The organism is Rhodanobacter soli (genome assembly GCF_039523495.1).
Lineage (GTDB): Bacteria > Pseudomonadota > Gammaproteobacteria > Xanthomonadales > Rhodanobacteraceae > Rhodanobacter > Rhodanobacter soli.
The window spans coordinates 2,439,684-2,460,777 of the sequence record NZ_BAAAFK010000001.1; the positions used below are offsets into that span (position 1 = coordinate 2,439,684).

Annotated in this window: 22 protein-coding genes; 10 read left to right on the forward strand and 12 right to left on the reverse strand. The window is 64.9% G+C overall.

What is annotated here, in order from left to right; genetic code table 11:
* Positions 1-283: 283 nt before the first annotated feature.
* Positions 284-892 carry a DUF4124 domain-containing protein gene (locus ABD024_RS11120; protein ID WP_343852572.1) on the forward strand — a complete coding sequence of 203 codons (609 nt, stop codon included), beginning with the start codon at positions 284-286 and terminating at the stop codon, positions 890-892.
* Between the two features lie 36 nt (positions 893-928).
* On the opposite strand, the gene ABD024_RS11125 is transcribed toward ABD024_RS11120, so the two are convergent.
* Positions 929-1,621: a histidine phosphatase family protein gene (locus tag ABD024_RS11125; protein ID WP_343852574.1), complete on the reverse strand. Its 693-nt coding sequence runs from the start codon at positions 1,619-1,621 to the stop codon at positions 929-931.
* A 97-nt stretch (positions 1,622-1,718) separates the two neighbouring features.
* Positions 1,719-2,342 (reverse strand): phosphatase PAP2 family protein, encoded by a 624-nt coding sequence (locus ABD024_RS11130; RefSeq protein ID WP_343852576.1) that lies wholly within the window; start codon positions 2,340-2,342, stop codon positions 1,719-1,721.
* Between the two features lie 171 nt (positions 2,343-2,513).
* Between ABD024_RS11130 and ABD024_RS11135 the strand changes: the two genes are divergently transcribed.
* From ABD024_RS11135 to ABD024_RS11150, 4 genes are all read left to right on the forward strand, one after another.
* Complete coding sequence (locus tag ABD024_RS11135; RefSeq protein ID WP_343852578.1) at positions 2,514-3,638, forward strand: flavin-containing monooxygenase; 1,125 nt, start codon at positions 2,514-2,516, stop codon at positions 3,636-3,638.
* A 119-nt stretch (positions 3,639-3,757) separates the two neighbouring features.
* Positions 3,758-4,327 carry a hypothetical protein gene (locus ABD024_RS11140; RefSeq protein ID WP_343852580.1) on the forward strand — a complete coding sequence of 190 codons (570 nt, stop codon included), beginning with the start codon at positions 3,758-3,760 and terminating at the stop codon, positions 4,325-4,327.
* Positions 4,328-5,110: 783 nt separating this feature from the next.
* On the forward strand, positions 5,111-6,082 hold the full coding sequence (locus tag ABD024_RS11145) for a restriction endonuclease (RefSeq protein WP_343852582.1): 972 nt from the start codon (positions 5,111-5,113) through the stop codon (positions 6,080-6,082).
* A gap of 152 nt (positions 6,083-6,234) precedes the next feature.
* Entirely contained in the window at positions 6,235-7,980 is a 1,746-nt protein-coding gene (locus ABD024_RS11150) for a hypothetical protein (RefSeq protein WP_343852584.1), read from the forward strand.
* Between the two features lie 195 nt (positions 7,981-8,175).
* Here the strand turns inward: ABD024_RS11150 and htpG are convergent, their stop codons facing one another.
* On the reverse strand, positions 8,176-10,044 hold the full coding sequence (gene htpG, locus ABD024_RS11155; protein ID WP_343852587.1) for a molecular chaperone HtpG: 1,869 nt from the start codon (positions 10,042-10,044) through the stop codon (positions 8,176-8,178).
* A 149-nt stretch (positions 10,045-10,193) separates the two neighbouring features.
* Positions 10,194-11,087: a protease HtpX gene (gene htpX, locus ABD024_RS11160; RefSeq protein WP_343852589.1), complete on the reverse strand. Its 894-nt coding sequence runs from the start codon at positions 11,085-11,087 to the stop codon at positions 10,194-10,196.
* A 106-nt stretch (positions 11,088-11,193) separates the two neighbouring features.
* On the opposite strand from htpX, the gene gluQRS reads away from it, so the two are divergent.
* Together gluQRS and phbB are read left to right on the forward strand one after the other, a co-directional pair.
* Positions 11,194-12,060: a tRNA glutamyl-Q(34) synthetase GluQRS gene (gluQRS, locus tag ABD024_RS11165; protein WP_343852591.1), complete on the forward strand. Its 867-nt coding sequence runs from the start codon at positions 11,194-11,196 to the stop codon at positions 12,058-12,060.
* A gap of 111 nt (positions 12,061-12,171) precedes the next feature.
* Positions 12,172-12,912: a beta-ketoacyl-ACP reductase gene (phbB, locus tag ABD024_RS11170; RefSeq protein ID WP_343852593.1), complete on the forward strand. Its 741-nt coding sequence runs from the start codon at positions 12,172-12,174 to the stop codon at positions 12,910-12,912.
* Between the two features lie 96 nt (positions 12,913-13,008).
* On the opposite strand, the gene ABD024_RS11175 is transcribed toward phbB, so the two are convergent.
* Positions 13,009-13,797, reverse strand: coding sequence for a tRNA threonylcarbamoyladenosine dehydratase (locus ABD024_RS11175; RefSeq protein ID WP_343852595.1), 789 nt, complete (start codon positions 13,795-13,797; stop codon positions 13,009-13,011).
* A gap of 134 nt (positions 13,798-13,931) precedes the next feature.
* Between ABD024_RS11175 and ABD024_RS11180 the strand changes: the two genes are divergently transcribed.
* Positions 13,932-14,321: a cytochrome c gene (locus tag ABD024_RS11180; protein WP_343852597.1), complete on the forward strand. Its 390-nt coding sequence runs from the start codon at positions 13,932-13,934 to the stop codon at positions 14,319-14,321.
* Positions 14,322-14,327: 6 nt separating this feature from the next.
* On the opposite strand, the gene ABD024_RS11185 is transcribed toward ABD024_RS11180, so the two are convergent.
* From ABD024_RS11185 to ABD024_RS11210, 6 genes are all read right to left on the reverse strand, one after another.
* The gene (locus tag ABD024_RS11185) at positions 14,328-14,630 is read right to left on the reverse strand and encodes an Mpo1-like protein (RefSeq protein ID WP_343852599.1); all 303 of its coding nucleotides are present in this window, start codon (positions 14,628-14,630) and stop codon (positions 14,328-14,330) included.
* Positions 14,631-14,689: 59 nt separating this feature from the next.
* Positions 14,690-15,565, reverse strand: a complete 876-nt coding sequence (locus ABD024_RS11190; RefSeq protein ID WP_343852601.1) for a pirin family protein — start codon at positions 15,563-15,565, stop codon at positions 14,690-14,692.
* Between the two features lie 11 nt (positions 15,566-15,576).
* Positions 15,577-16,638 carry an NADH:flavin oxidoreductase/NADH oxidase gene (locus ABD024_RS11195; RefSeq protein WP_343852603.1) on the reverse strand — a complete coding sequence of 354 codons (1,062 nt, stop codon included), beginning with the start codon at positions 16,636-16,638 and terminating at the stop codon, positions 15,577-15,579.
* 51 nt (positions 16,639-16,689) lie between these two features.
* The gene (locus ABD024_RS11200; RefSeq protein ID WP_343852605.1) at positions 16,690-17,607 is read right to left on the reverse strand and encodes an alpha/beta hydrolase family protein; all 918 of its coding nucleotides are present in this window, start codon (positions 17,605-17,607) and stop codon (positions 16,690-16,692) included.
* A gap of 86 nt (positions 17,608-17,693) precedes the next feature.
* The gene (locus ABD024_RS11205; protein ID WP_072761891.1) at positions 17,694-17,903 is read right to left on the reverse strand and encodes a cold-shock protein; all 210 of its coding nucleotides are present in this window, start codon (positions 17,901-17,903) and stop codon (positions 17,694-17,696) included.
* 256 nt (positions 17,904-18,159) lie between these two features.
* A complete protein-coding gene (locus tag ABD024_RS11210; protein ID WP_343852608.1) occupies positions 18,160-18,369 on the reverse strand; it encodes a cold-shock protein in 210 nt (69 codons plus the stop codon).
* Between the two features lie 339 nt (positions 18,370-18,708).
* Between ABD024_RS11210 and ABD024_RS11215 the strand changes: the two genes are divergently transcribed.
* Positions 18,709-19,170, forward strand: a complete 462-nt coding sequence (locus tag ABD024_RS11215) for a hypothetical protein (RefSeq protein ID WP_343852610.1) — start codon at positions 18,709-18,711, stop codon at positions 19,168-19,170.
* 38 nt (positions 19,171-19,208) lie between these two features.
* On the opposite strand, the gene ABD024_RS11220 is transcribed toward ABD024_RS11215, so the two are convergent.
* Positions 19,209-20,444, reverse strand: coding sequence for a winged helix-turn-helix domain-containing protein (locus ABD024_RS11220; RefSeq protein WP_343852612.1), 1,236 nt, complete (start codon positions 20,442-20,444; stop codon positions 19,209-19,211).
* Between the two features lie 183 nt (positions 20,445-20,627).
* Here ABD024_RS11220 and ABD024_RS11225 point away from each other — a divergent pair, with 183 nt between their 5' ends.
* On the forward strand, positions 20,628-21,080 hold the full coding sequence (locus ABD024_RS11225) for a hypothetical protein (protein WP_343852614.1): 453 nt from the start codon (positions 20,628-20,630) through the stop codon (positions 21,078-21,080).
* The last annotated feature ends 14 nt before the right edge of the window (positions 21,081-21,094 follow it).

Genomic DNA, 21,094 nt, shown 5'->3' on the forward strand with positions numbered 1-21,094 from the left:
GGAAGTCCCCATTCACTCGACCTGACCCCGGTCACCGGCCGGTCTGGAGACTCCGGCAGGCACCCGTGACGCGGGACAATAGCACCGGAAATGTGACGCAAGTCTCATTTTTGAAGGCTTGGAGGCGATTTCGGGGCTTGGAACAGCGCCATCGCCCTCCCGCGCGCCGGCAGGCAAACCGCCCGATTCCGCTGGTCAAACCGCCAGGCCGCATGCCCGGCGGCTTTCCGTTCCGGATCCATGTGGTGCAGGCGACACCGGCCGGAGGCAGAATGTGACCACCATGAAAAGCCTGACAATGGGAATCCGCTTCTCGGCTGCCGCCATGCTGCTGGCCGCGGCACCGATCGCCGCCGGCCAGAACATCTACAAGTGCACGCAGGGCGGGCAAGTCGCCTACACCGACCACCCTTGCCCGGGCGGCAACGGTGAGCTGCTGCACCAGGCCGACGATACCGAAGTCATCGATCGCTACCTGCGCCTGGGTCAGGACGAACTGGCAAAGCGCTACGCGGATTCGCGCCATCTCGAAACGCTTTACCAGCAGCGCCTCGACGCCCGCCAGCAGGCGCTGGACGACAAGGCCCAGCGCCAGGCCGATGAAGCCTACGCGGCACAGCAGCGCGCCGAGGACGCGCAGCAGCAGGCGCTGGCCGACCAAGCCGCGGAGCGCGACCGGCTGCAGGCCGAGAACGCGGCGCTGCGCCAGCAGAACGATGCCTACCAGGATCAGCTGAAACAGCCGGTCTACAACGCGCCGCCCGTCTATTGGGGTGCCCCGCCGTACCGGCGCGGCCATCGCGACCACGACGGCGACCACCGCCCGCCGCCGTCGGACAAACCGGTCTTCCACCCGTGCAAGCAGCTGGCCGGCGGCCGCACGCAGTGCTGACAGGCCTGGCCGACGGATCAAGGCCACCGGGGAAAGTCAGGGCAACGCTGGAATCGCCAGACTGCGTTCCGCATCACCCGTAGCGCCGGTGCGCAGGCTGGGCGGCAGGTGCCCAACGTCGCCCACCGAAATCACCTTGTAACGGCCGTCCGGCTCGACCAGGATCCTGGTGATGCTGGCGTTGCCCACCGACATCTCCAGCCACGCCCGGCTGTCCACGCCCAGTGCGCGCACGACCATGTTGCGGATCACGTTGCCGTGGCAAACCATCAGCTCGGTCCGCGCATGCCCCGTCGCCGGCCTGAAATAGCGGGCGAACAGGCGATCCAGCTGCTGCTTGCACGCAGCCAGGTCGGCCGGCTTCTCGTCCGCGACGGCCTCGGTACGCCGCGTCGGCGGCGTGCATTCGGCAAGGTCGTCCACCACCTCGAAGCGGCTTCCGGGAACATCGGCGGCGATGATGGCCGCCGTGTCTCTCGCACGCTGCACCGGACTGACGTACATCGCGTCGAAACGCCCAGGCAGGCCCGCTAGGCGCGCCCCCACCAGACGCGCCTGCGCCACGCCGAGCGGCGTCAGGTGCGGGCCCAGCTTCTGGTCGGCCTTCGCGTCGGGCAGGTAGTAGCCGTGGCGCACCAGCACGATGGTGCGCGTCGCCGGTGCCTCGGCAGCGCACAGCGGCGCCGTCAGCAACAGGCAGGAAAGCATCAACGAAAGGCGGGGCAGCATGGCGTGTCTCGACGCGGGATCGTGCCTGGAGTATCCAACGGCGACGCGCCGCGGACCAACCGTTCCGCCGCGGCGCGACCCGCCCCGGCCCCGCGCCTCACTTGAACCGATGGATGAAACCGACCTTGAAGCCGCCGGGCAGCCAGCTGATGATCAGTGGCGAATCCCGGTGCGCCGCCCACAGGCCGACCCCGGTGCCGAGCGCCGCACCGACCAGCACGTCGCTCTGCCAATGGCCCCGGGTCTTCACCCGCGCCACCGCGTCGTAGGCCGGCAGCAGGGCCAGCGCATACACCGCCGGGTGGTCGCGGCCGTAGGTGACGATGAACGGCGTGACCGCCGCCGATATCGCCGCCACTTCCCCGCTGGGAAAACTCTGCGCGTGGCTGCCGGCGAAGAAGCGGTCGGGATTGTCGGTCTGTGAGGGTCGCTCGCGCCGGAACGTGTATTTCATCGCCTCGGCACCGACGCTGGAAATCACCATGGCATCCACCGAGCGCCAGAACGTGTCGCCCAGCTGGTCGTTGTCGCCAAAGACCAGGGCGCCGCCGACGACCGCGGTGACCGTGCCGTACATCAGCGCATTCTGGTTGGAGCGTTTCCAGATGCCGCTGTTGTCGTAGTGGATGCGGTGGTCGATGCCGAGCGGGCCGCCGCCCGCATGGGCAGCGCCCGAAACCAGGATGGCGGCGGCGCATAGCCAGACTCGCAATGCAGGCATCTCACAGCTCCCGCATGACAGGCAGCGCCTGCCTTCCGGCCCGGACGCTACGCGGCCCAGCTTTCGGTTTGCTTACGCGATCGGCCCGGAAAGGCCGTCGAAGCGCGCGCGAAAAAAGCGCACTCTGGGCCACCTTGGCCGGACCCGGATGCCGGGACGAACGGGAACCTCATGGAAAGTGCGGACGCGATCATCGTCGGCGCGGGCCCCGCAGGCCTTGCCTGCGCCGCGTGCATGCGCCAGCGCGGCCTCGACGTGGTGATCCTGGAGAAGGCCGGCGCGGTCGCTTCCGTGTGGCGGCGCCACTACGACCGGCTGCACCTGCACACGGACCGTGGCCACTCCGGCCTGCCCGGCATGCCGATGCCGCGCAGCTGGCCCAGGTACCCGTCGCGTGCCCAGGTCGTCGACTATCTGGAAAGCTACGCGGCGCAGTTCGACCTGCAACCGGTTTTCCACTGCGCGGTGCACACGGTCCGTCGCGATGGTTCCGCGTGGCGCGTGGAAACGGCGCGGGGCGAGTTCACCGCGCCGGTGGTGGTGATCGCAACCGGCTGGGCCGATTTCCCGCACCGTCCGAGTTGGCCGGGGGCGGATGCCTATCAAGGCCTGCTCGTCCACAGCAGCGACTATCGCAACCCGGCGGCCTGCGCGAGCAAGCGGGTGCTGGTGGTGGGCTTCGGCAACTCGGGTGGCGAGATTGCGCTGGATCTGGCGCAAGCCGGGGTCGACGTGACCCTGGCCGTGCGCGGCCCGGTGCAGATCCTGCCGCGCGAGCTGCTGGGCATTCCGATCCTGACCTGGGCGATCGCGCAGGCGCGCCTGCCCGCGCGCGTGGCCGACTTCATCAACGCGCCGGCGATCCGGCTCGCCATCGGCCCGGTCAGGAAGCTCGGCTTGACGATCGCCCGCAAGGGGCCGCGCCGCATGATCGAAGAAGACCGCCGCATCCCCTTGCTCGACGTGGGCACGCTGGCCCGGATCCGCGACGGCGCGATCAAGGTGCGCGGCGGCATCGAACGCTTCACCCGCGATGGTGTGGTGTTTGCGCAGTCGCCAACCGAACCGTTCGGTGCCGTCATTCTCGCCACCGGCTTCCACCCCGACCTGCGCCCGCTGCTGCCCGAGGTGCATGGCGTCCTCGACGACCACGGCATGCCGCTGGCGAGCGGCCGGGCAACGCCCGAACCGGGGCTGTTCTTCTGCGGCCTGATCGCCTCGCCCACCGGACAGTTGCGCGAGATCGGCATCGAAGCCCGGCGCATCGCCGGCCTGGCAGCGGCTTGCCAGAGGTAACCGCGGCCACCCTTCCGGTCGACACGGCTACACCCCCGCGATAACAGTCGGCATACCGGAGAGATGCCACAATGCACCGGAGTCTCCGCGTGATTCCGCGATGCTCCAAGGAGGTCACCATGAAACGGTTCCAAACCACCCTGCTTTTCGGAATGCTGTCGCTCGCGGCAAGCGCGGCCCTGGCTTCCTCGGGCTCGCTCAACGAATTCCGGCCCAAGGTCATGCCGGTGCTGGTGCAGGTGAACGCCCACGGCAAGGTCACCGACGCCTCGCCTGCAATAGAACTTTCGCCGCGGCTGCGCCGACTGCTGCTGCAGAATCTGAATGAAATGATCGTCAGGCCGGCGACCGACCACGGACGCCCCGTGTCCAGCCAGTTCGTCGCCAACATGGCCCTGCGCACGACACCTCGCACCGAAGGCAGCTACGACGCCCAGTTTGTCTTCGTATCAAGCTCGCCGGTGCCTTCGGGCTCCTGGTACTGGGTCCATATCGACGGTCATCGGCTGGCGCTGGCGAGCAGGGATTCCTTCAATCGCGGGGCACGGATCCGATTCAACGACGACCGGAGAATGGACCGGTCCTCGAACCCCATGAACTACCGGTCCGCACCGACCCCGTCCATTCAGAACGCCACCCGCAGCGCACCCAGCCCCGCACCTGCACGCGTGCCCGGACAGGGCGGGTAATCCGACCAGGAAGAAGACCGCCCGCTTTCAGGTGGCACTTGGCAACACACAGCAGAAGGCCCGCTGCATGCGACGGGCCTTTTTGCTGGAAGCGGAACGGGCGGCGAGTTGCGGGCACCGGCATTCGCTACGACGAGCGCCCCGCGCAGAACATGATGGCCGTACCAATCGGCCCGCGCACGCAACGACGGGTGAGCGCGACCGCTCGCCCGGAAGCGCATGGGCACCCGAACATCCGTGCGGCCTGCTGCAGCCTGTCTGCATACGCGGCCAGTTTTCCGGTGGCGCGATACCTGCTTTGGAATTCGAGCGCGAGGGCGAGCGAGCTCCAGCCACAACCCTCTGAACCTCACTCGCAAGGCTTTTGGCTCGGCGCGCGAAGTGCAAAGGCTCCGCTGCAAGCTTCAAACTTCCAGGCGCAAGGGTGTCGGGCTCGGTAGGCCAAACCTCGAAACACCGACCGCAAACCTTTTTGCTGCACGCGCGACGCGCTGGGCATCGTGCGCAAGCCTTTGAACGCCGCACGCGAGGCCCAAAGGCGTGAAATGGCGAGGTTCGGAACCGCGACCGCAAGGCTCACAACCTTGCATGCCATGCCGACCACCTCCGACCGCAGGGCTATCACCGTCGCGCGCAAGGCTTTGAGCTTTGCGCTTCGGAGTTTCTGGCTTGCACGCTAGGGTTCAAACCGTTGCCGACGGATCCTCGGGCGCGGCCGCCGGTTTTCCCACACGGAAGTTTGCAGTACGGTGGCCGGGCCAAGGAGCACTCAGGGGGAGTGAAATGGCGAAACGCACGAAAGGCGGCTTCGAACAGATCGCGGCCATGCCGTGGTGGCTCGGCATCCTGATCGGACTGATCGGCTATGTCGCGATACGTCACGGCATCGGCTGGTACCTCGCGTCGTTCGACAACCCGGTGCTGCACGGCTTGGGTAACGTAGCCACCTCCGGCATCTACGCCCCACTCGCCTGGATGCTGCTGATCGGCTGCTGGCTCGCCGCCCTCGCCTCCTTCCTCGGTCGCGGCCGCCGCCGGCAGTTGCTCGACAACCAGACCGGCATCGACAGCCTGCGCCAGATGAACTGGCGCCAGTTCGAGCAACTGACCGGCGAAGCCTTCCACCGCCAGGGCTACGCCATCGAAGAAACCGGCCTCGGCGGCGCCGACGGCGGTATCGACCTGATCCTGCACAAGAACAGCCAGACCACGCTGGTGCAATGCAAGCAGTGGCAGAACCGGCAAGTCGGCGTCAAAGTCGTGCGAGAAATGTACGGCCTGCTCGTGCACCACCAGGCCGCCGCCGTGAAGATCGTGGCGCTCGGCGACTACACCCCCGACGCCCACCGCTTCGCCCAAGGCAAACCCATCGAGCTGATCCACGGCGGCGAGCTGATCGCCACGGTGCGCAAGCTGCAAACTGGCAAGGCCCGCGCCACGCATCCGCTGGATACGCCGCTGGCGTTTGGCGGAAGCATTGCCGCCAGCCTGCTCCTGATTGCGGGACTGTCACCTTCTACAGCTAGCACATCACAGGCGCGACCGATCCCCGTGCCTCCCGCCGCTTTCCAGTCCGCATTGAGACCAGAACCACCGTCGATCCCGCATCGCTACACAGCATCGACACCACGCGCCCAGTCAGTGATCTATGCGAGCGATTCGCAGGACGACGCGGAGTTGCGCGAGTGGAAGAAGAGGAACGCCGAGGCGATGAAGATTCTGGAGAAGACGACGAAGGAGATGCCGCTGCACTGATGTGGGCTCATGCCGCGAGATCTAGAAACATGTCTCTGACCCCAGAATGCTGAAGGTAGGCAGCCCTAAATTATCAACTGAAAGACCACTACCTTCATTCGTTCGGCATGTAAACATTCAAATTGACGTTTTAAATCCTAAGCGAGATTACGATGAATTTAGTCCAAGGAATCGAAGGCGTTTATGCATTTCGCAAAAGCCTTCTCATCTTCGCTTTCACGGGCCGCACAGGGAGCGGCTGTTCGACCGCAGCACAACAAATTGCAAAGCCGTTTCATGAGATACCTCTATCCGCAGACGGCGAGAGTAGTGCGGAACAACGAAAGATTGGTATAGCTAAGGATTTCGCTAGGGCAAATTGGGTGCCATTTAAAACGGTTTCCGTATCCTCTGTAATATCCTCGTTTTTATTTGAGAACGATTGGACCTCAATAAGTGGTTTGCTTGAGGAGCAAAAAACGCCACCAACCCTCCGCGACAAAGTCAAGAGAATTTACGAAAATGTTAGAAAAAACGATCTATTCGAGCATTTTTCCGCTGAACTAATCAACGGGGATAAAACTCCATCATCTCCGAGTCTTTGGAATTTCTTCGTCTCAACCATTGACCCAGCAAGCGCATCGCTACGCGCCGCACTCGAACACCATTTTCAGCCATTTTTTCAAACGATTGGAGATAACATTAGGATTTCCGGCCGAGCAATAACCAAAGGAACATCAACTAAAACGGAGCCATATGCTTTAATGAAAGCAGTGGAAAGGTTGATAATTCTGGCAAAGACCCACGATGAGGTGTTGCAACAGCCGAGCACCTGCATTTCAATTGATGCCATCAGAAATCCTCTTGAACTGATTTACCTTAGGGATCGCTTCTCATCGATCTATGTGATTGCCATAACTGCGGACGATAAGGAACGCCGAGACAGGCTTGTAGAATTGGGACTCCGCAAAACCGAAATAGCCCAACTGGACAGGAGAGAATACGATCGCGATACGAAGCATCTGTCATCGATTCATTCCTTTGTTGCGCAAAATCTCATGGATTGCATCCAAAAAGCGGATATTTTTATTAGCAACCCTGGCGCCCCTGGCGATCTACAGCAAAAAATCCGTCATCTCAGCACAAAACTGATCAAGTCCGTAGCGCTTGCTTTAAGGCCAGGTCTCGTTACTCCAACTCGCGACGAGCGCTGCATGCAGATCGCGTTCGTGGCCAAAGCAAATAGTGGATGCATTTCGCGACAGGTCGGAGCCGCCGTTACTGATCGGAATTATTCTATCAAAGCCGTTGGATGGAACGACGTAGCAAAGGGCCAAATCCCATGTTTACTGCGAGATGTTGATAGCTTATTAACTGGAAACGATAATATTGCGTTTAGCGATTTCGAACAAAAGGACCAAAGCCTGCGTAACCAAATCGCGAAAGATAATTCTAACCGAAACGTGTTTCGCGGAGAGGGGCTGAGATGCCCGTTTTGCTTCAAGGACGCATATAACAAGGTTAAGAATAAAGACAATCAAGTGCACACTCGTGCTCTGCATGCTGAGGAGAATGCTTTTCTGCAACTGGCCAAATATGGAAGCTCTGGCATTGAGGACGGCGTTCTTTACACGACTGCAAGTCCGTGCGAGCTGTGTTCAAAAAAAGCATTTCAACTAGGCATTAAGGAGATCGTATTCATTGATCCTTATCCAGGGATATCATCGTCGCATGTCCTTGCATACGGCCCAATAATCGACAGACCAAAACTTCGCCTATTTAGTGGAGCAGTCGGACAGGCATATCACCGTTTGTACGATCCACTTTTGCCTATCAAAGATGAATATGCTGCGCGCCTATCTCACAAAGCCGAGGCTCCGCCAGCCAATCAGCAGGCACTTCAATTGGATACTCCGTAAAACAGATGTCCCGTATGTGGGCCCTCCCTCTGGAGCGATTCCGGCCTTCGCCGGAATGACGGGGGTTGGTGGGCTGACGCGGATTGGTGGTCAATGGAATGACGGTAGTGGAGCAGTGGCGGCCGGTTGTGGATGGCGAAAAAAAAGGCCGCCTGATCGGCGACCTTCTCACACATCAGCAAGGCGCCCCGTGCATCACCCCAGCAACACCCGATTCATCCGCTGCACAAAGCCCGCCGGATCCGGCAACTGCGCGCCCGCGGAAATCTCCGCCTGCTCCAGCAGCAACGTCGCCAGATCGCGCGCCTTGCCTTCGTCGGCTTCGACTTCGACGCGCTTGACCAGCGCATGCTGCGGATTGATCTCCAGCGTCGGCTTGCTCTCGGGCATCTCCTGCCCCGCTTCGCGTAGCAGCCGCGCCAAGTGCGGGGCCATCTCGTAGTCGGAAAGCGCAAGGCACGACGGCGAATCGGTCAGACGTGCCGACACTTTCACCTCGCCGACGCGGTCGCCGAGCAGGTCCTTCAGCTTCTTCAGCAGCGGCTCGGCTTCTTTCGTCGCCTCTTCCTGCTTCTTCTTGTCAGCCTCGTCCAGCGGCACCTCGCCCTTGGCGACGCTCTTGAGCTTCTTGCCGTCGTACTCGCTCAAGCTGCCGATCATCCACTCGTCGATGCGGTCGGACATCAGCAGCACTTCGATGTCCTTGGCCTTGAACGCTTCCAGCTGCGGGCTGCCGAAGGCGGCGGCGTAGCTGTCGGCGGTGATGTACCAGATGGCGTCCTGGCCGACAGCCATGCGACCGATGTAATCGTCCAGCGAGGTGGTCTGGTTGGTGCCGTCACCCTTGGTCGAGGCGAAGCGCAGCAGCTTGGCGATGCGCTCGCGGTTGTTGGCGTCTTCGCTGATGCCTTCCTTCAGCGTGTTACCGAAGGCCTTGTAGAAGGTGGCGAATTTCTCCGGCTCGTCCTTGGCCAGTTTCTCGATCAGGTCGAGCACGCGCTTGACGCAGGCGGCCTTGATGCGGTCGAGCTGGCGGTTCTGCTGCAGGATTTCGCGGCTGACGTTGAGCGGCAGGTCGTCGGCGTCGACCACGCCACGCACGAAGCGCAGGTAGTTCGGCAGCAGCTCCTCGGCGGCGTCCATGATGAAGACGCGCTTGATGTAGAGCTTCAAGCCCTTGCGTTCGTCGCGCCCGCCCATCATCAGGTCGAACGGCGGCTGCGAGGGGACGTACAGCAAGGTGGTGAAGCTCTGGCTGCCTTCGACGCGGTTGTGCGTCCACGCCAGCGCGTCGTTGAAGTCGTGGCCGAGGGATTTGTAGAAGCTCTGGTAGTCCTCGTCGGAGATCTCCGACTTCGGCTTGGTCCACAGCGCCGAGGCGGCGTTGACGGTCTCGAACTCGTCCGTCGGCTTGCCGTCCTTCTCCACCGGCATGCGGATCGGGAACGCCACGTGGTCGGAGTAGCGGGTGATCAGCGCGCGCAGCTGCCAGCGGCTGAGGAACTCGTCCTCGTCGGCCTTCAGGTGCAGGATCACGGCGGTGCCGCGTTCGGCCAGTTCGACCGGCTCCAGCGAGTACTCGCCCTTGCCGTCGCTTTCCCACTTCACGCCCTCGCCCGCCGGCGCGTCGGCGCGGCGGCTCAGCACGGTGACTTTGTCGGCGACCACGAAGGCGGAGTAGAAGCCCACGCCGAACTGGCCGATCAGCCGCGCGTCGGCTTTCTGTTCGCCGGACATCGCCTCCAGGAAACGGCGCGTGCCAGAGCTGGCGATGGTGCCGATGTTGGCCACCACTTCGTCGCGGTTCATGCCGACGCCGTTGTCGCGGATGGTCACGGTGCGCGCGTCCGGATCCCAGCTGACGTCGATGTGCAGCTCGCTGTCGCCGGCCATCAGCTCAGGCTTGGCGATCGATTCGAAGCGCAGCTTGTCGCAGGCGTCGGAGGCGTTGGAGATCAGCTCGCGCAGGAAGATCTCCTTGTGCGAGTACAGCGAATGGGTGACCAGGTGCAGTACCTGGGCGACTTCGGCTTCGAATTTGCGGGTTTCGGCGGGTGCGTTCATGCGTGAATGTTCCGTTATTGCGTTGATGTTTTGGATCGTCATTCCGGCGCAGGCCGGAATCGCACTTGCGCCTTTGCGTGGTCGTGTTGGAAATGCGATTCCGGCCTGCGCCGGAATGACGAATGTGGGAGTTTATGGTGCAACCATTCTTACGCGCCGCGCTGCAGCGCGGCGATGCGCTCCTCCAGCGGCGGGTGGCTCATGAACAACCGCTTGAAGCCGTCGGCCAGCGGACCGGAGATGCCGAAGGCGGCGATGGTGGCCGGCAACGTACTCTCGCCGTGGTTGGCCTGCAGCCGCTGCAGCGCGGAGATCATCGCACCACGGCCGGCGAACTGCGCGCCTGCGGTGTCGGCGCGGAACTCGCGCCAGCGCGAGAACGCGGCCACGATGATCGACGCGAACAGGCCGAACACCACCTGCAGCACCATCACCACCACGAAATAGCCGATGCCGCCGCCGCTGCGGTTGTCGTCGCGGCCGCCCGACATCCAGCTGTCGACCAGCCGGCCCACGATGCGCGCAGCCAGGATCACCAGCGTGTTCAGCACGCCCTGGATCAGGGTCAGGGTGACCATGTCGCCGTTCGCGACGTGGCCGATCTCGTGGCCCAGCACGGCGCTGACCTGCTCGCGATTCATCTGCTGCAACAGGCCGGAACTGACCGCGACCAGCGAGCTGTTCTTCGTCATGCCGGTGGCGAACGCGTTCATTTCCGGCGCGTCGTAGATCGCCACCTCGGGCATGCCGATGCCGGCGTTCTGCGCGTGGCGGCGCACGGTGTCGACCAGCCAGCGCTCGGTCTCGTTCTGCGGCTGCTCGATCACCCGCGCGCCGGTGGACCACTTGGCGATCATCTTGGACATCGCCAGCGAAATGAACGCACCGCCCATGCCGAAGACGGCGGCGTAGGCCAGCAGGCCGCCCATGCCGCCGTAGCCGCGGGCGGCGGCCATCTGGTCGATGCCGAACAGGCGGCAGACGATGCTCAGCAGGAGCAGGACGGCAAGGTTGGTAGCAATGAATAATGCGATGCGACGCATGGCTGTCTCTCTATGGTGGCAGTCATGAAGGGGACTGGGGTGGACTGAAAATTCGGGGCGACGGACCGCGCTTTCAAGGGTTCGGCGCGGCATCTAAGATGCGCCGATGAGCTATCGCGGCCGCTTCGCCCCCTCGCCCACCGGACACCTGCACTTCGGCTCGCTGGTCGCCGCGGTGGGCAGCTGGCTGTGCGCGCGGCACGCCGGCGGCGAGTGGCTGTTGCGGATGGAAGACATCGACCCGCCGCGCGAGGTTCCCGGTTCGGCGGCGAGCATCCTGGCCGCGCTGCCGGCGTTCGGCCTGGTCGCCGATGCGCCGGCGCTGTTCCAGTCGCAGCGCCACGCGGCGTACGACGCGGCGTTCGAGCAACTGCGTGCGGCGCAGCGGGTGTTCCCGTGCTGGTGCAGCCGCAGCGAGCTGGCCGGCAACGGCGGCATCCATCGCGACGGCCACTGCGTCGCGTCGCCGCAGGCGGACCAACCGCCGGCCTGGCGGTTGCGCGTACCGGACATCACCATCGCATTCGACGATGCGCTGCAAGGCCCGCAGCAGCAGAACCTGCGCGACGAGGTGGGCGACTTCGTGATCCGCCGGGTCGAGGGTTTCTATTCGTACCAGCTTGCCTGCGTGGTCGACGACGCGTACCAGGGCATTACCGAGGTGGTGCGCGGGCGGGACCTGCTGGACTCCACCGCGCGGCAGATCTGGCTGCAGCGCTGCCTGGGCTTGCCCACGCCGGCCTATCGCCACCTGCCGCTGGTGCTGGATGGCGAGGGGCGCAAGTTGTCCAAGTCCGAACAGGCCTTCCCGGTCGACCCGGCCGACCCGCTGCCGGCGCTGCGGCGGGCGCTGGCGTTCCTGCGGCTGCCGCTGCCTTCGGGTGCAACAGATACGGGTGACCTGCTGACACGGGCACTGGCGAATTTCGATCCGGCGGCTTTGCCGCACTGCAGCGGTCACTCTTTCGCCTGAAACGCTATAAATGCGCGGACGCGCCGGCTCGCACGGCAACGGTTGCAATATCGCCTTGCCATGCTTCGGCACGACAGCCCTCCGCTACACCTGCACAGGAGATTCAAGGATATGACTCAGCGCACGGCATTGGTCACGGGCGGCACCGGTGGCATCGGCAGCGCGATCGTTCGCTACCTTGCCGGACAGGGGCATCGGGTGGCCACCAATTATCGTGACCCGGACAAGGCCGAAACCTGGCGCAAGGCGATGGCGGCGGATGGCATCGAGGTGTGCATGGTGCAAGGCGACGTCTGCGACCCGGATGCCTGCGCAACGATGATCCGCGTGATCGAGGCCAAATGCGGGCCGGTCGACATCCTGGTCAACAACGCCGGTATCACCCGCGACACCACCTTCCACAAGATGACCTACGAGCAGTGGACGGACGTGATCAACACCAACTTGAACGCCTGCTTCAACGTCACCCGCCCGGTGATCGAGGGCATGCGCGCGCGCAAGTGGGGCCGCATCGTGCAGATCAGCTCGATCAACGGACAGAAGGGCCAGTACGGCCAGGCCAACTACGCTGCGGCAAAGGCCGGCATGCACGGCTTCACCATCTCGCTGGCGCAGGAGAACGCGAAGTTCGGCATCACCGTGAACACCGTGTCGCCTGGCTACGTCGGCACCGACATGGTGATGGCGGTGCCCGAGGAAGTGCGCGAAAAGATCGTGGCGCAGATTCCGGTGGGCCGCCTCGGCCGGCCGGACGAAATCGCCCACGCGGTGGCGTTCTTCACCGGCGACCAGGCCAGCTGGATCACCGGTGCGAACCTGGCGATCAACGGCGGGCACTACATGGGTTGGTAAGCACTACCCCCAACCATGTAGGAGCCCGCTCGCGGGCGATGCTCTGGCTGTGAATCTCCAAGCATTAGAGCAAGAGCATCGCCCGCGAGCGGGCTCCTACCGGGAAGCCAGCAGTTTCTCCAGCACCTTGCCCACGGCCGCGAACGCGAACGCCCCAGTGATGTGGGTGGCTGCACCCAGCCCGCCACCGCAAGCCAGGTTCATCGTGTCACCGCCGGGCGGGCGGGTGCCGCACACGGTGCCGTCGGGTTGCGGGTACTGCACGTTCTGCAGCGAATAGACGGCCGACACGCCGAAGTAGCGATCCGGATTGCGCGGAAAATTGAAGTCCGTGCGGAGCTTCTTGCGGATCAGGCTGAACATCGCGTCGTGCTCGGTGCGCGACAGGTCGCGCACGCGGATCTGGGTGGAATCGGTGCGCCCGCCGGCCGAGCCCACGCTGACGATCGGCAGCTTGCGCCGGCGGCACCAGGCGATGGTTTCCAGCTTCACCCGAAATGCATCGCAGGCATCCAGCACCACGTCGTAGCCGCGATCTAGCAATTCGTCCAGCGTGGACGGAGTGAGGAAGCGTTCGATCGCCTCCAGCCGGATCGTCGGGTTGATCGCGTGTGCGCGCGCCGCCATCACGCCCACCTTCGACTTGCCGTACTCGCCGTCCAGTGCGTGCAACTGGCGGTTGGTGTTCGACACGCAGACCTCGTCCGCGTCGATCAGGGTGAGCCGGCCCACGCCGCTGCGCGCCAGCGCCTCGACCGCCCACGAACCCACGCCGCCGATGCCGATCACGCAGACATGCGCGCGCGCCAGCGTGGCCACGCTGCCGTTGCCGTACAGGCGTTCGACGCCGGCAAAGCGCTCGGCGGGGAATGCCACGTCACTCATGTCGTGCTGCCGCTTGCATCCGTATCACTGGCCTGGCCTGCTGGGTCGAAGCGGGCATTTTATCGCGCCCGCGTGGCTGCAACGCGTCTGCGCAGGTTATCCTTGCGGCCATCTTCATTCCTGGAATCGTGGCGATGCGCGTAGCTCTGATGATCCTGCTCGGCCTGGTGATCGGCGTGATCGGTACGGCCAACGTGATGAATGCGCTGGCCGCACGCAACCCGATGCCGAAGGCGGTGATGGAAACCATGGGCTACCACATGGGCGAACTGAAGAACGCGATGAAAGCCAAGCAGTGCGATCCGGTCAAGGTGCAACATCACCTGGCCCGCATGGAATCCACGTCCAGCGACATCATGCCGGTGTTCGGCATCGATGAAAAAACCTTCACCGATGACGCCACCCAGCTGCAGAACCGCCTGCAGCAGGCCGTGCTGGCCGCGCCCGTCACCTGCGAGGCGCTGGCCGCCGCGGTCAAGCCGGTCGGCGAGACCTGCAAGAGCTGCCACCAGCAATATCGCTGAGATCCGTCAGAACGGGATCTTTCCACGCAGCATCTGGCCGTACATCACCCAGTCGCCGGCCAGGCTGTACAACGGGTGCTTGAACGTGGCCGGGCGGTTCTTCTCGAACCCGAAGTGGCCGATCCAGGCAAAGCCGTAGCCGAACACCGGCGCCAGCCACAGCCAGCGCAGCTGGCCGCTTACCAGGGCCAGCACGATCACGGCCAGCACCAGCGTGCTGCCGATGAAGTGCATGCGCCGGCAGCTGCGGTTGCTGTGCTCGCTGAGGTAGAACGGATAGAACTCGGCAAAGCTGCTGTAGCTGGACATCGTTCTGCTCCCCCGCGGAATGTCCTGATAGTGCCACGCAAGAGTGCCGCGTGCCCTGTCTATTCCGGCAGCGGAATGAACTCCTTGTCGTCGCCGGGCACTTTCGGAAAACGTCCTTCGCGCCAGTCGGCCTTGGCCTGCTCGATGCGCTCGCGCGTGCTGGCCACGAAGTTCCACCACAGGTGCCGCTCGCCATCCAGCGGCGCGCCGCCGAACAGCATCAGGCGGCTCGCTTCGTGCGCGCGCAATGGCGGCGCGGTGGGGCCGGCCTGCACTGCCATCTGTTGTGCGCCGACCTCCAGTTCGCCCCAGCGGATCGCGCCCTCGACCACGTGCACGCCGCGCTCGCTATGCTCGGTCGGCAACGCCAGCTCGGCCCCGGCAGCCAGTTGCACTTCGAGGAAGAACATCGGCGCGAACACCTTCACCGGCGAGCGCTCGCCGTAGGCCGTGCCGGCAATCAGCACGGCCTCCATGCCGGGCCGGCGGATCTTCGGCAGTGCGGCGCGGTCGTGGTGATGGAACTCCGGGTCCACCTCGGCATCGGCTTGCGGCAGCGCCACCCAGACCTGGATGCCGTGCAGCAGCTGGCCGCCCTGGCGCGCCTCCGGCGGCGTGCGTTCGGAGTGGGCGATGCCGTGGCCGGAAGTCATCCAGTTCACCTCGCCGGGGCGGATATCGGCGAGGCTGCCCAGGCTGTCACGATGACGGATCACGCCGTCGAACAGCCAGGTCACCGTGGCCAGGCCGATGTGCGGATGCGGACGCACGTCCATGCCCTTGCCGGCGGCGAACGTGGCCGGCCCGATGTGGTCGAAGAACACGAACGGGCCGACGTGGCGCGCCTGCAGCACCGGCAGCATGCGGCGCACCATGAAGCCGTCGCCCAGATCGTGTACGCGGGCATCGGCAATCAGCATTGGGGCAGCTTTCATCGCGCTCTCCATTACCAGGCCCGGTGATATTGCGCTGGCGCGTCGATCTTCGCACCCAGCCGTTGTGCCGCCCGACGCGGGAAGTACGGGTCGCGCAGGCTTTCGCGGGCGATCAGCACCACGTCGGCGTCGCCGTTGGCGACGATCTGCGCGGCCTGCTCCGCGCCAGTGATCAGGCCCACCGCACCGGTGGCGATGCCGGCCTCGCGGCGGATCTGCGCCGCGAACGGCACCTGGTAGCCCGGCGCCAGCGGGATCTTCGCGTGCGGCAGCAGGCCGCCGCTGGAGACGTCGATCAGGTCCACGCCCAGCGGTTTCACCTGGCACGCCAGCTCGACGCTCTGCCCGATATCCCAGCCGCCGTCGTCCACCCAGTCGGTGGCCGAGAGGCGCAGCCACAGCGGCAGCTCGGCCGGCCACACTTCGCGTACGGCGACGATCACCTCGCGCACCAGGCGGGTGCGGTTCTGGAAGCTGCCGCCATAACGATCATCGCGCCGGTTGCTCAGCGGCGACAGGAACTGGTGCAGCAGGTAGCCATGCGCCGCGTGCACTTCGATCAACTCGAAGCCGGCTGCCAGCGCGAGTTGCGCGGCGGCGCGAAAGTCCGCGATCACCGCCTGGATGCCGGCCTCGTCCAGCGCTTGCGGCGCAGGCCAACCGGCATCGAACGGCAGCGCCGACGGCGCCACGGTAGGCCAGTCGCCCTGCCCGGCCGGCACCGGGCCGTGCCCGTCCCACGGCCGCAGCGTGCTGGCCTTGCGGCCGGCATGCGCCAGTTGCATGCCGGCGATCGCGCCCTGCGCCTTGATGAAACGGGTGATCGGCTGCCACGCCTGCAACTGGGCCTGGTTCCACAGGCCGGTGTCCTGCGGCGAGATGCGTCCCTGCGCGGAGACCGCCGAGGCTTCGGCGATCACCAACGCCGCGCCGCCGACCGCCCGGCTGCCCAGGTGCACCATATGCCAGTCGTTCGGCACGCCGTCGGTGGCCGAGTACTCGCACATCGGCGACACCACCAGGCGGTTGCGCAAGGTCAGGCTGCGTTGGGGGAACGGATCGAACAGGTTCATGGGGAATCCAGCGTCGTGGAGCTGTCGAGATGCAGACAGGGTCCCATGGAATCAAGTCGCCGTGCCGTCGCGCGCAGCGAACGCTGCGTCCGACGTAGCCAGCCAGTCGGCGATACGCGCGGCTACCGGCGCCAGGGTCTTCATCCAGCCGAAATGGTCGGCCGGCAAGCCGCCCATGTCCTGACGCGTGATCACGTCCACGCGGCGCTGGCCCGGACCCAGCTTGCCCAGCAGCCATTCCAGCGACGCCGGCGGACCGAGCCAGTCCTCCTGCAGGCGCAACGCCAGCAGCGGCAACTGCAACGCGGCCAGCTGGCGTTCGAAATCCTGCGCCATCCCGGCCGCCGCATAGCGACCGCTGCGTCCGCTGTGCGCCCAGTCGGCGATCACTCCGCGCGCCTCGTTGCCGCCAAAACCGATCCGCCGCCCAGGCAGATAACCCGCCAGCCCGGCCAGCAACGGGGCCAGCGCGTAAGCCGCACCGATCAGCCAGCCGTGCCGGAACCGGCGCCAGTACGGCGCGCCGCTGGCAACCAGCACCAGGCCGGTGAAGTCATTCGGATGCAGGCTGGCGTAAAGCAGCCCGAGTTGGCCGCCGAGGCTGTGCCCGCCCAGCCAGCGGTTCGCCTGCGGCCAGCGTTGGCGCACCGCCGCCACGCCGGCGGGCAGGTCGTCCTGCAGCAATTCGCGATAACCCCAGTCGCAGCCGCGGCTGGCGCGCCGATCGCTGGAGCCGATGCCGCGCCACTCGTGCAACACCACCGCGATGCCTCGCGCCGCCAGCGCCTGGGCCAGCGGCAGATAGTGCCGGGCCGGTATGCCCATCGCCGGAATCCAGTACAGCAAGTGCTGCCAGGCGCCGGCGGGAAACACGGCCAACAACTCGTAACGGGCGCCGTCGGCAGCAGTTACCGGGATGACCAGCGGCTCGGCCGCTGCAGGAATGCTTTCGATGGAGTGGTCGGACATTTCCACAGGCTAGCGAATTGCCCTCGCCACTACAAAAAAAGAGGCCGGCTTGCGCCGGCCTCTTCAAACGGACTCCGTCACCACGATCAAACGGGGGTGACGTCTTCGGCCTGCAAGCCCTTCTGGCCGTCAACGACCTTGAAGCTGACCTTCTGGCCTTCTTGCAGACTCTTGAAACCCGAGCCGGTGATGGCGCGGAAATGTACGAATACGTCAGGGCCATTATCCCGGCTGATGAAACCGAAACCCTTGGCGTCGTTGAACCACTTGACGGTACCTACTTCGCGATCCGACATGACTAACTCCGATCCTATCCAGACGCTGAGACAAACCGGCCCCAACGGGCCGACGGTTCACTGAGCATGCAGGGTCCGGTGCAACAGTCGGATTCAGGAAATCCTTACCGGGCACTCACGTAGCCAAGCAGACGCAGCGGCCCAAGCATAACGGATTTTCAGCCCATGAGTGATTTGTCAAGCAGGTTGTTGCGGACATGATCCGGGCAGGAAAAAACCGGGTATCTCTGCCCGGTTTCCCCTACAAGCGTGGCGATCAGACCGGGGTTACTTCTTCGGCCTGCAGGCCTTTCTGGCCCTGTACCACCTTGAACGACACCTGCTGGCCTTCTTGCAGGCTCTTGAAGCCGCCGCCGGTAATGGCGCGGAAATGCACGAATACGTCCGGGCCATTGTCGCGGGCAATGAAACCGAAGCCCTTGGCGTCGTTGAACCACTTGACGGTACCTATCTGACGATCAGACATGTTTAATCACTCCACAGGTTTATAGACGCGACCCCCACGGTGGCGGCCGGCCGGCTTGACTGGTATGCAAGGAAACAACCCTGGGGTGAACGATGAGGCAGATCGCGGATCGGCTGCATCGGGTCACAAACTCTGCTGACCCCGGCAAACACAGTGGGCGGATCATAACGGCACAATGGGACTGAACGGAATGGAGCCCATTCACCGTTTTTTGTCGATTCGGGGGTAAATTCAGATTTCCTTGACCTACCGCGCGGTCTAGTGGGGCCAGTCACCCGATCCATCACCCGCTGGCCACCCTGGCCCGTCGGTGTGGTCATCACGTCGAGGAGCGCCATGATGCCTGCCCTGTCCCGCTTGACCCTGGTCAGCATGCTTGGAGGCCTGCTGCTGGTTGGTTGCGCACAGCACCCGGCCACCAAGACCACGACCACCTCCACCGCGACAACCCCGTCCACCTCCGCCACGAAGGCCGCCAGCACCTCCCATCGGGAGCGCGCCGCCCCCACCCGCAGCGAGCCCGCCGCCGAGCCCGACCTGTCCGGCAACACCGGCATCGCCGCTTGCGACGACTATCTCTCCAGCTACCTCGCCTGCCATCGCGCAGCGGCGATCTACGCGCCGGACCAGTTGCAATCCCGCTACGAGGCGATGCGCAGCAGCCTGCTGCGCGATTCGAAGAACCCGGATATCCGGCCGCAACTGGCAGCACGCTGCAACTCGCTGGCCAGCCAGCTGCGCCAGGCTCTGCACGGCAAGTCGTGTGCGGGGAGTCCGGTGCCAGCCAACAGCACGCCATAGACCCTTCGGGGATGAAGGGCGAGTAGCGAGGACGCCGGCTAGCCGGCGTCTCGCCAGACTGCGCGCAACAACCGCGCCAGTGCTGCCGGCTGGGTCCGCCCCAGCCGGATTTCGGGGGTGCCGTGCCAGCGGGCGGTATCGGCGATCGCCTTTGCCACCGCCTGCACCAGCGACTGTTCCGGCAACACGCCCGGCTCCAGGAACAAGGCCTTGACCTCGAACTGACCGGTACTGCGATGGGCTTTTGCATCGAGCCGGCCGATCAATCGGCCGCGATGCAGGATCGGCAGCACGAAGTAGCCGTAGCGGCGCTTCGGTGCCGGCGTGTAGCACTCGATGGTGTACTCGAAATCGAACATCGCCAGCGCCCGCGTGCGATCCCACACCAGCGGGTCGAACGGCGACAGCAGTGCGGTGCGGGTGGCGCGCAGGCGACCGGCCAGCGCCTTGTCCAGCGCCTCGGCGTGGTCGCGGTGCACATAGCCGGGTGTGCTCCAGCCCTGCACCGGCACCGCCAGCAACTCGCCACTGGCCAGCAGCGGTGCCAGTTCGCGATCACTGACTTTCGGCTTCAGGCGAAAGTAGTCGGCGATCCAGCCAGCCGGCGTCACCCCCAGCGCACGTACGCTGTCGACGATGAAACGCTGGCGCAACTGCGTCGCCGACGGTGCGGCGGCGGAATCGAACGGCGGGTCGAGCCGGGCCAGCACGTTCTCGGCCAGGTCATACACGCGCTGGAAGTTATCGCGCCGCGCCACCATCAATTCACCCAGCGCAAACCATGCCTCCAGCCAGCGTTTTTCCGGTTTCCACTCCCACCAGCCCGGCTTGCTGGCGCCGTCCCTGCGCGCAAAATCCGCCGCCCGCATCGGGCCGGATGCACGCACCGCCTCCAGCAGCGCCTCCATCTCGGCACGTTGCTCGCGATGCATCCGCGCCGCACTCCGATGCGCCCAGTGATGCGTGCGCTGACCGTGCCCACCACGATGCCAGGGGACATCGGCGGCGCTGATGAAGCAGGCCTCGTGCGCCCAGCACTCGGCCAGCCGGCCCTGCGCCAGCGCCTCGTCCAGCCAGACCATCGGATAGTCGCCCAGGCGCGAGTGCAGCACCAGGTAGGGGCTGCGCGCGACCACGTGGATGGTGTCGATCTGCAGCAGGCGCATGCGCTCGATCGCCGCCACCACGTCGTCGCGCCGGGGCCGTCGCCGCGGCGACTGCAGCAGGCCCTGTGCGGACAGTTGCAGCGCCCGTGCCTGCACCAGGCTCAACACGCGACCATCACCTGAAGCGGCGCCCAATGGCGAGGTGTCTTCACAACCTCATGACCCGGATATTGAGCCGGCATTTACAAAACCCCTGCTAGCGTGAAACCCGAATTGGGCCGGACGGGAATCCCGCCCGATGAAGTGCGGACATCCGCACAACCTCACCGATCATTCTGGCATGGAGTACCGATGATGAAATCCCGCAAACCCTTATTGACCGTCCTCGCCGCCGGCACCTTGCTGTTCGCCGGCAGCCTGATCGCACAGCAGGACATGCCGACGCAGACACCTCCGCCGCCCACGGACACGATGCCTCAGCCGCCGCCCGTTCCGCCGACACCGCCGACACCACCATCGCCGGCGCAATCGGGCATGCCGGAGACACCGCCGCCAGCCGGCCAGAACGACACGGCCACCATGAACACGCCAGCCGGCGAGGTCACCGTGCGCTCGAGCATGCCGCCGCCTCCGCCGGCCGGTCCGGCGCCCGCTTTCGAGCAACTGTCCGGCGGCGGAAAATACATCAGCGAGGATCAGGCTTCGGCCTATCCGCTGCTCGCCAACGACTTCCTCTACGCCGATCACAACCGCGACGGCCGCATCAGCAAGAGCGAGTACGCGCGCTGGACCACCGGCAAATAACCCTGCCCGCAGCA

Bases quoted from the DNA above. Each gene is read 5' to 3' on its own strand.
- gluQRS (WP_343852591.1), top strand. From the start codon at position 11,194: ATGAGCTATCGCGGCCGCTTCGCCCCCTCGCCCACCGGACACCTGCAC.
- ABD024_RS11210 (WP_343852608.1), bottom strand. From the start codon at position 18,369: ATGTCTGATCGTCAGATAGGTACCGTCAAGTGGTTCAACGACGCCAAG.
- ABD024_RS11215 (WP_343852610.1), top strand. From the start codon at position 18,709: ATGCCTGCCCTGTCCCGCTTGACCCTGGTCAGCATGCTTGGAGGCCTG.
- htpG (WP_343852587.1), bottom strand. From the start codon at position 10,044: ATGAACGCACCCGCCGAAACCCGCAAATTCGAAGCCGAAGTCGCCCAG.
- ABD024_RS11150 (WP_343852584.1), top strand. From the start codon at position 6,235: ATGAATTTAGTCCAAGGAATCGAAGGCGTTTATGCATTTCGCAAAAGC.
- phbB (WP_343852593.1), top strand. From the start codon at position 12,172: ATGACTCAGCGCACGGCATTGGTCACGGGCGGCACCGGTGGCATCGGC.
- ABD024_RS11180 (WP_343852597.1), top strand. From the start codon at position 13,932: ATGCGCGTAGCTCTGATGATCCTGCTCGGCCTGGTGATCGGCGTGATC.
- ABD024_RS11190 (WP_343852601.1), bottom strand. From the start codon at position 15,565: ATGAAAGCTGCCCCAATGCTGATTGCCGATGCCCGCGTACACGATCTG.
- ABD024_RS11225 (WP_343852614.1), top strand. From the start codon at position 20,628: ATGATGAAATCCCGCAAACCCTTATTGACCGTCCTCGCCGCCGGCACC.
- ABD024_RS11140 (WP_343852580.1), top strand. From the start codon at position 3,758: ATGAAACGGTTCCAAACCACCCTGCTTTTCGGAATGCTGTCGCTCGCG.
- ABD024_RS11175 (WP_343852595.1), bottom strand. From the start codon at position 13,797: ATGAGTGACGTGGCATTCCCCGCCGAGCGCTTTGCCGGCGTCGAACGC.
- ABD024_RS11195 (WP_343852603.1), bottom strand. From the start codon at position 16,638: ATGAACCTGTTCGATCCGTTCCCCCAACGCAGCCTGACCTTGCGCAAC.
- htpX (WP_343852589.1), bottom strand. From the start codon at position 11,087: ATGCGTCGCATCGCATTATTCATTGCTACCAACCTTGCCGTCCTGCTC.
- ABD024_RS11125 (WP_343852574.1), bottom strand. From the start codon at position 1,621: ATGCTGCCCCGCCTTTCGTTGATGCTTTCCTGCCTGTTGCTGACGGCG.
- ABD024_RS11185 (WP_343852599.1), bottom strand. From the start codon at position 14,630: ATGTCCAGCTACAGCAGCTTTGCCGAGTTCTATCCGTTCTACCTCAGC.
- ABD024_RS11145 (WP_343852582.1), top strand. From the start codon at position 5,111: ATGGCGAAACGCACGAAAGGCGGCTTCGAACAGATCGCGGCCATGCCG.
- ABD024_RS11120 (WP_343852572.1), top strand. From the start codon at position 284: ATGAAAAGCCTGACAATGGGAATCCGCTTCTCGGCTGCCGCCATGCTG.
- ABD024_RS11130 (WP_343852576.1), bottom strand. From the start codon at position 2,342: ATGCCTGCATTGCGAGTCTGGCTATGCGCCGCCGCCATCCTGGTTTCG.
- ABD024_RS11200 (WP_343852605.1), bottom strand. From the start codon at position 17,607: ATGTCCGACCACTCCATCGAAAGCATTCCTGCAGCGGCCGAGCCGCTG.
- ABD024_RS11205 (WP_072761891.1), bottom strand. From the start codon at position 17,903: ATGTCGGATCGCGAAGTAGGTACCGTCAAGTGGTTCAACGACGCCAAG.
- ABD024_RS11135 (WP_343852578.1), top strand. From the start codon at position 2,514: ATGGAAAGTGCGGACGCGATCATCGTCGGCGCGGGCCCCGCAGGCCTT.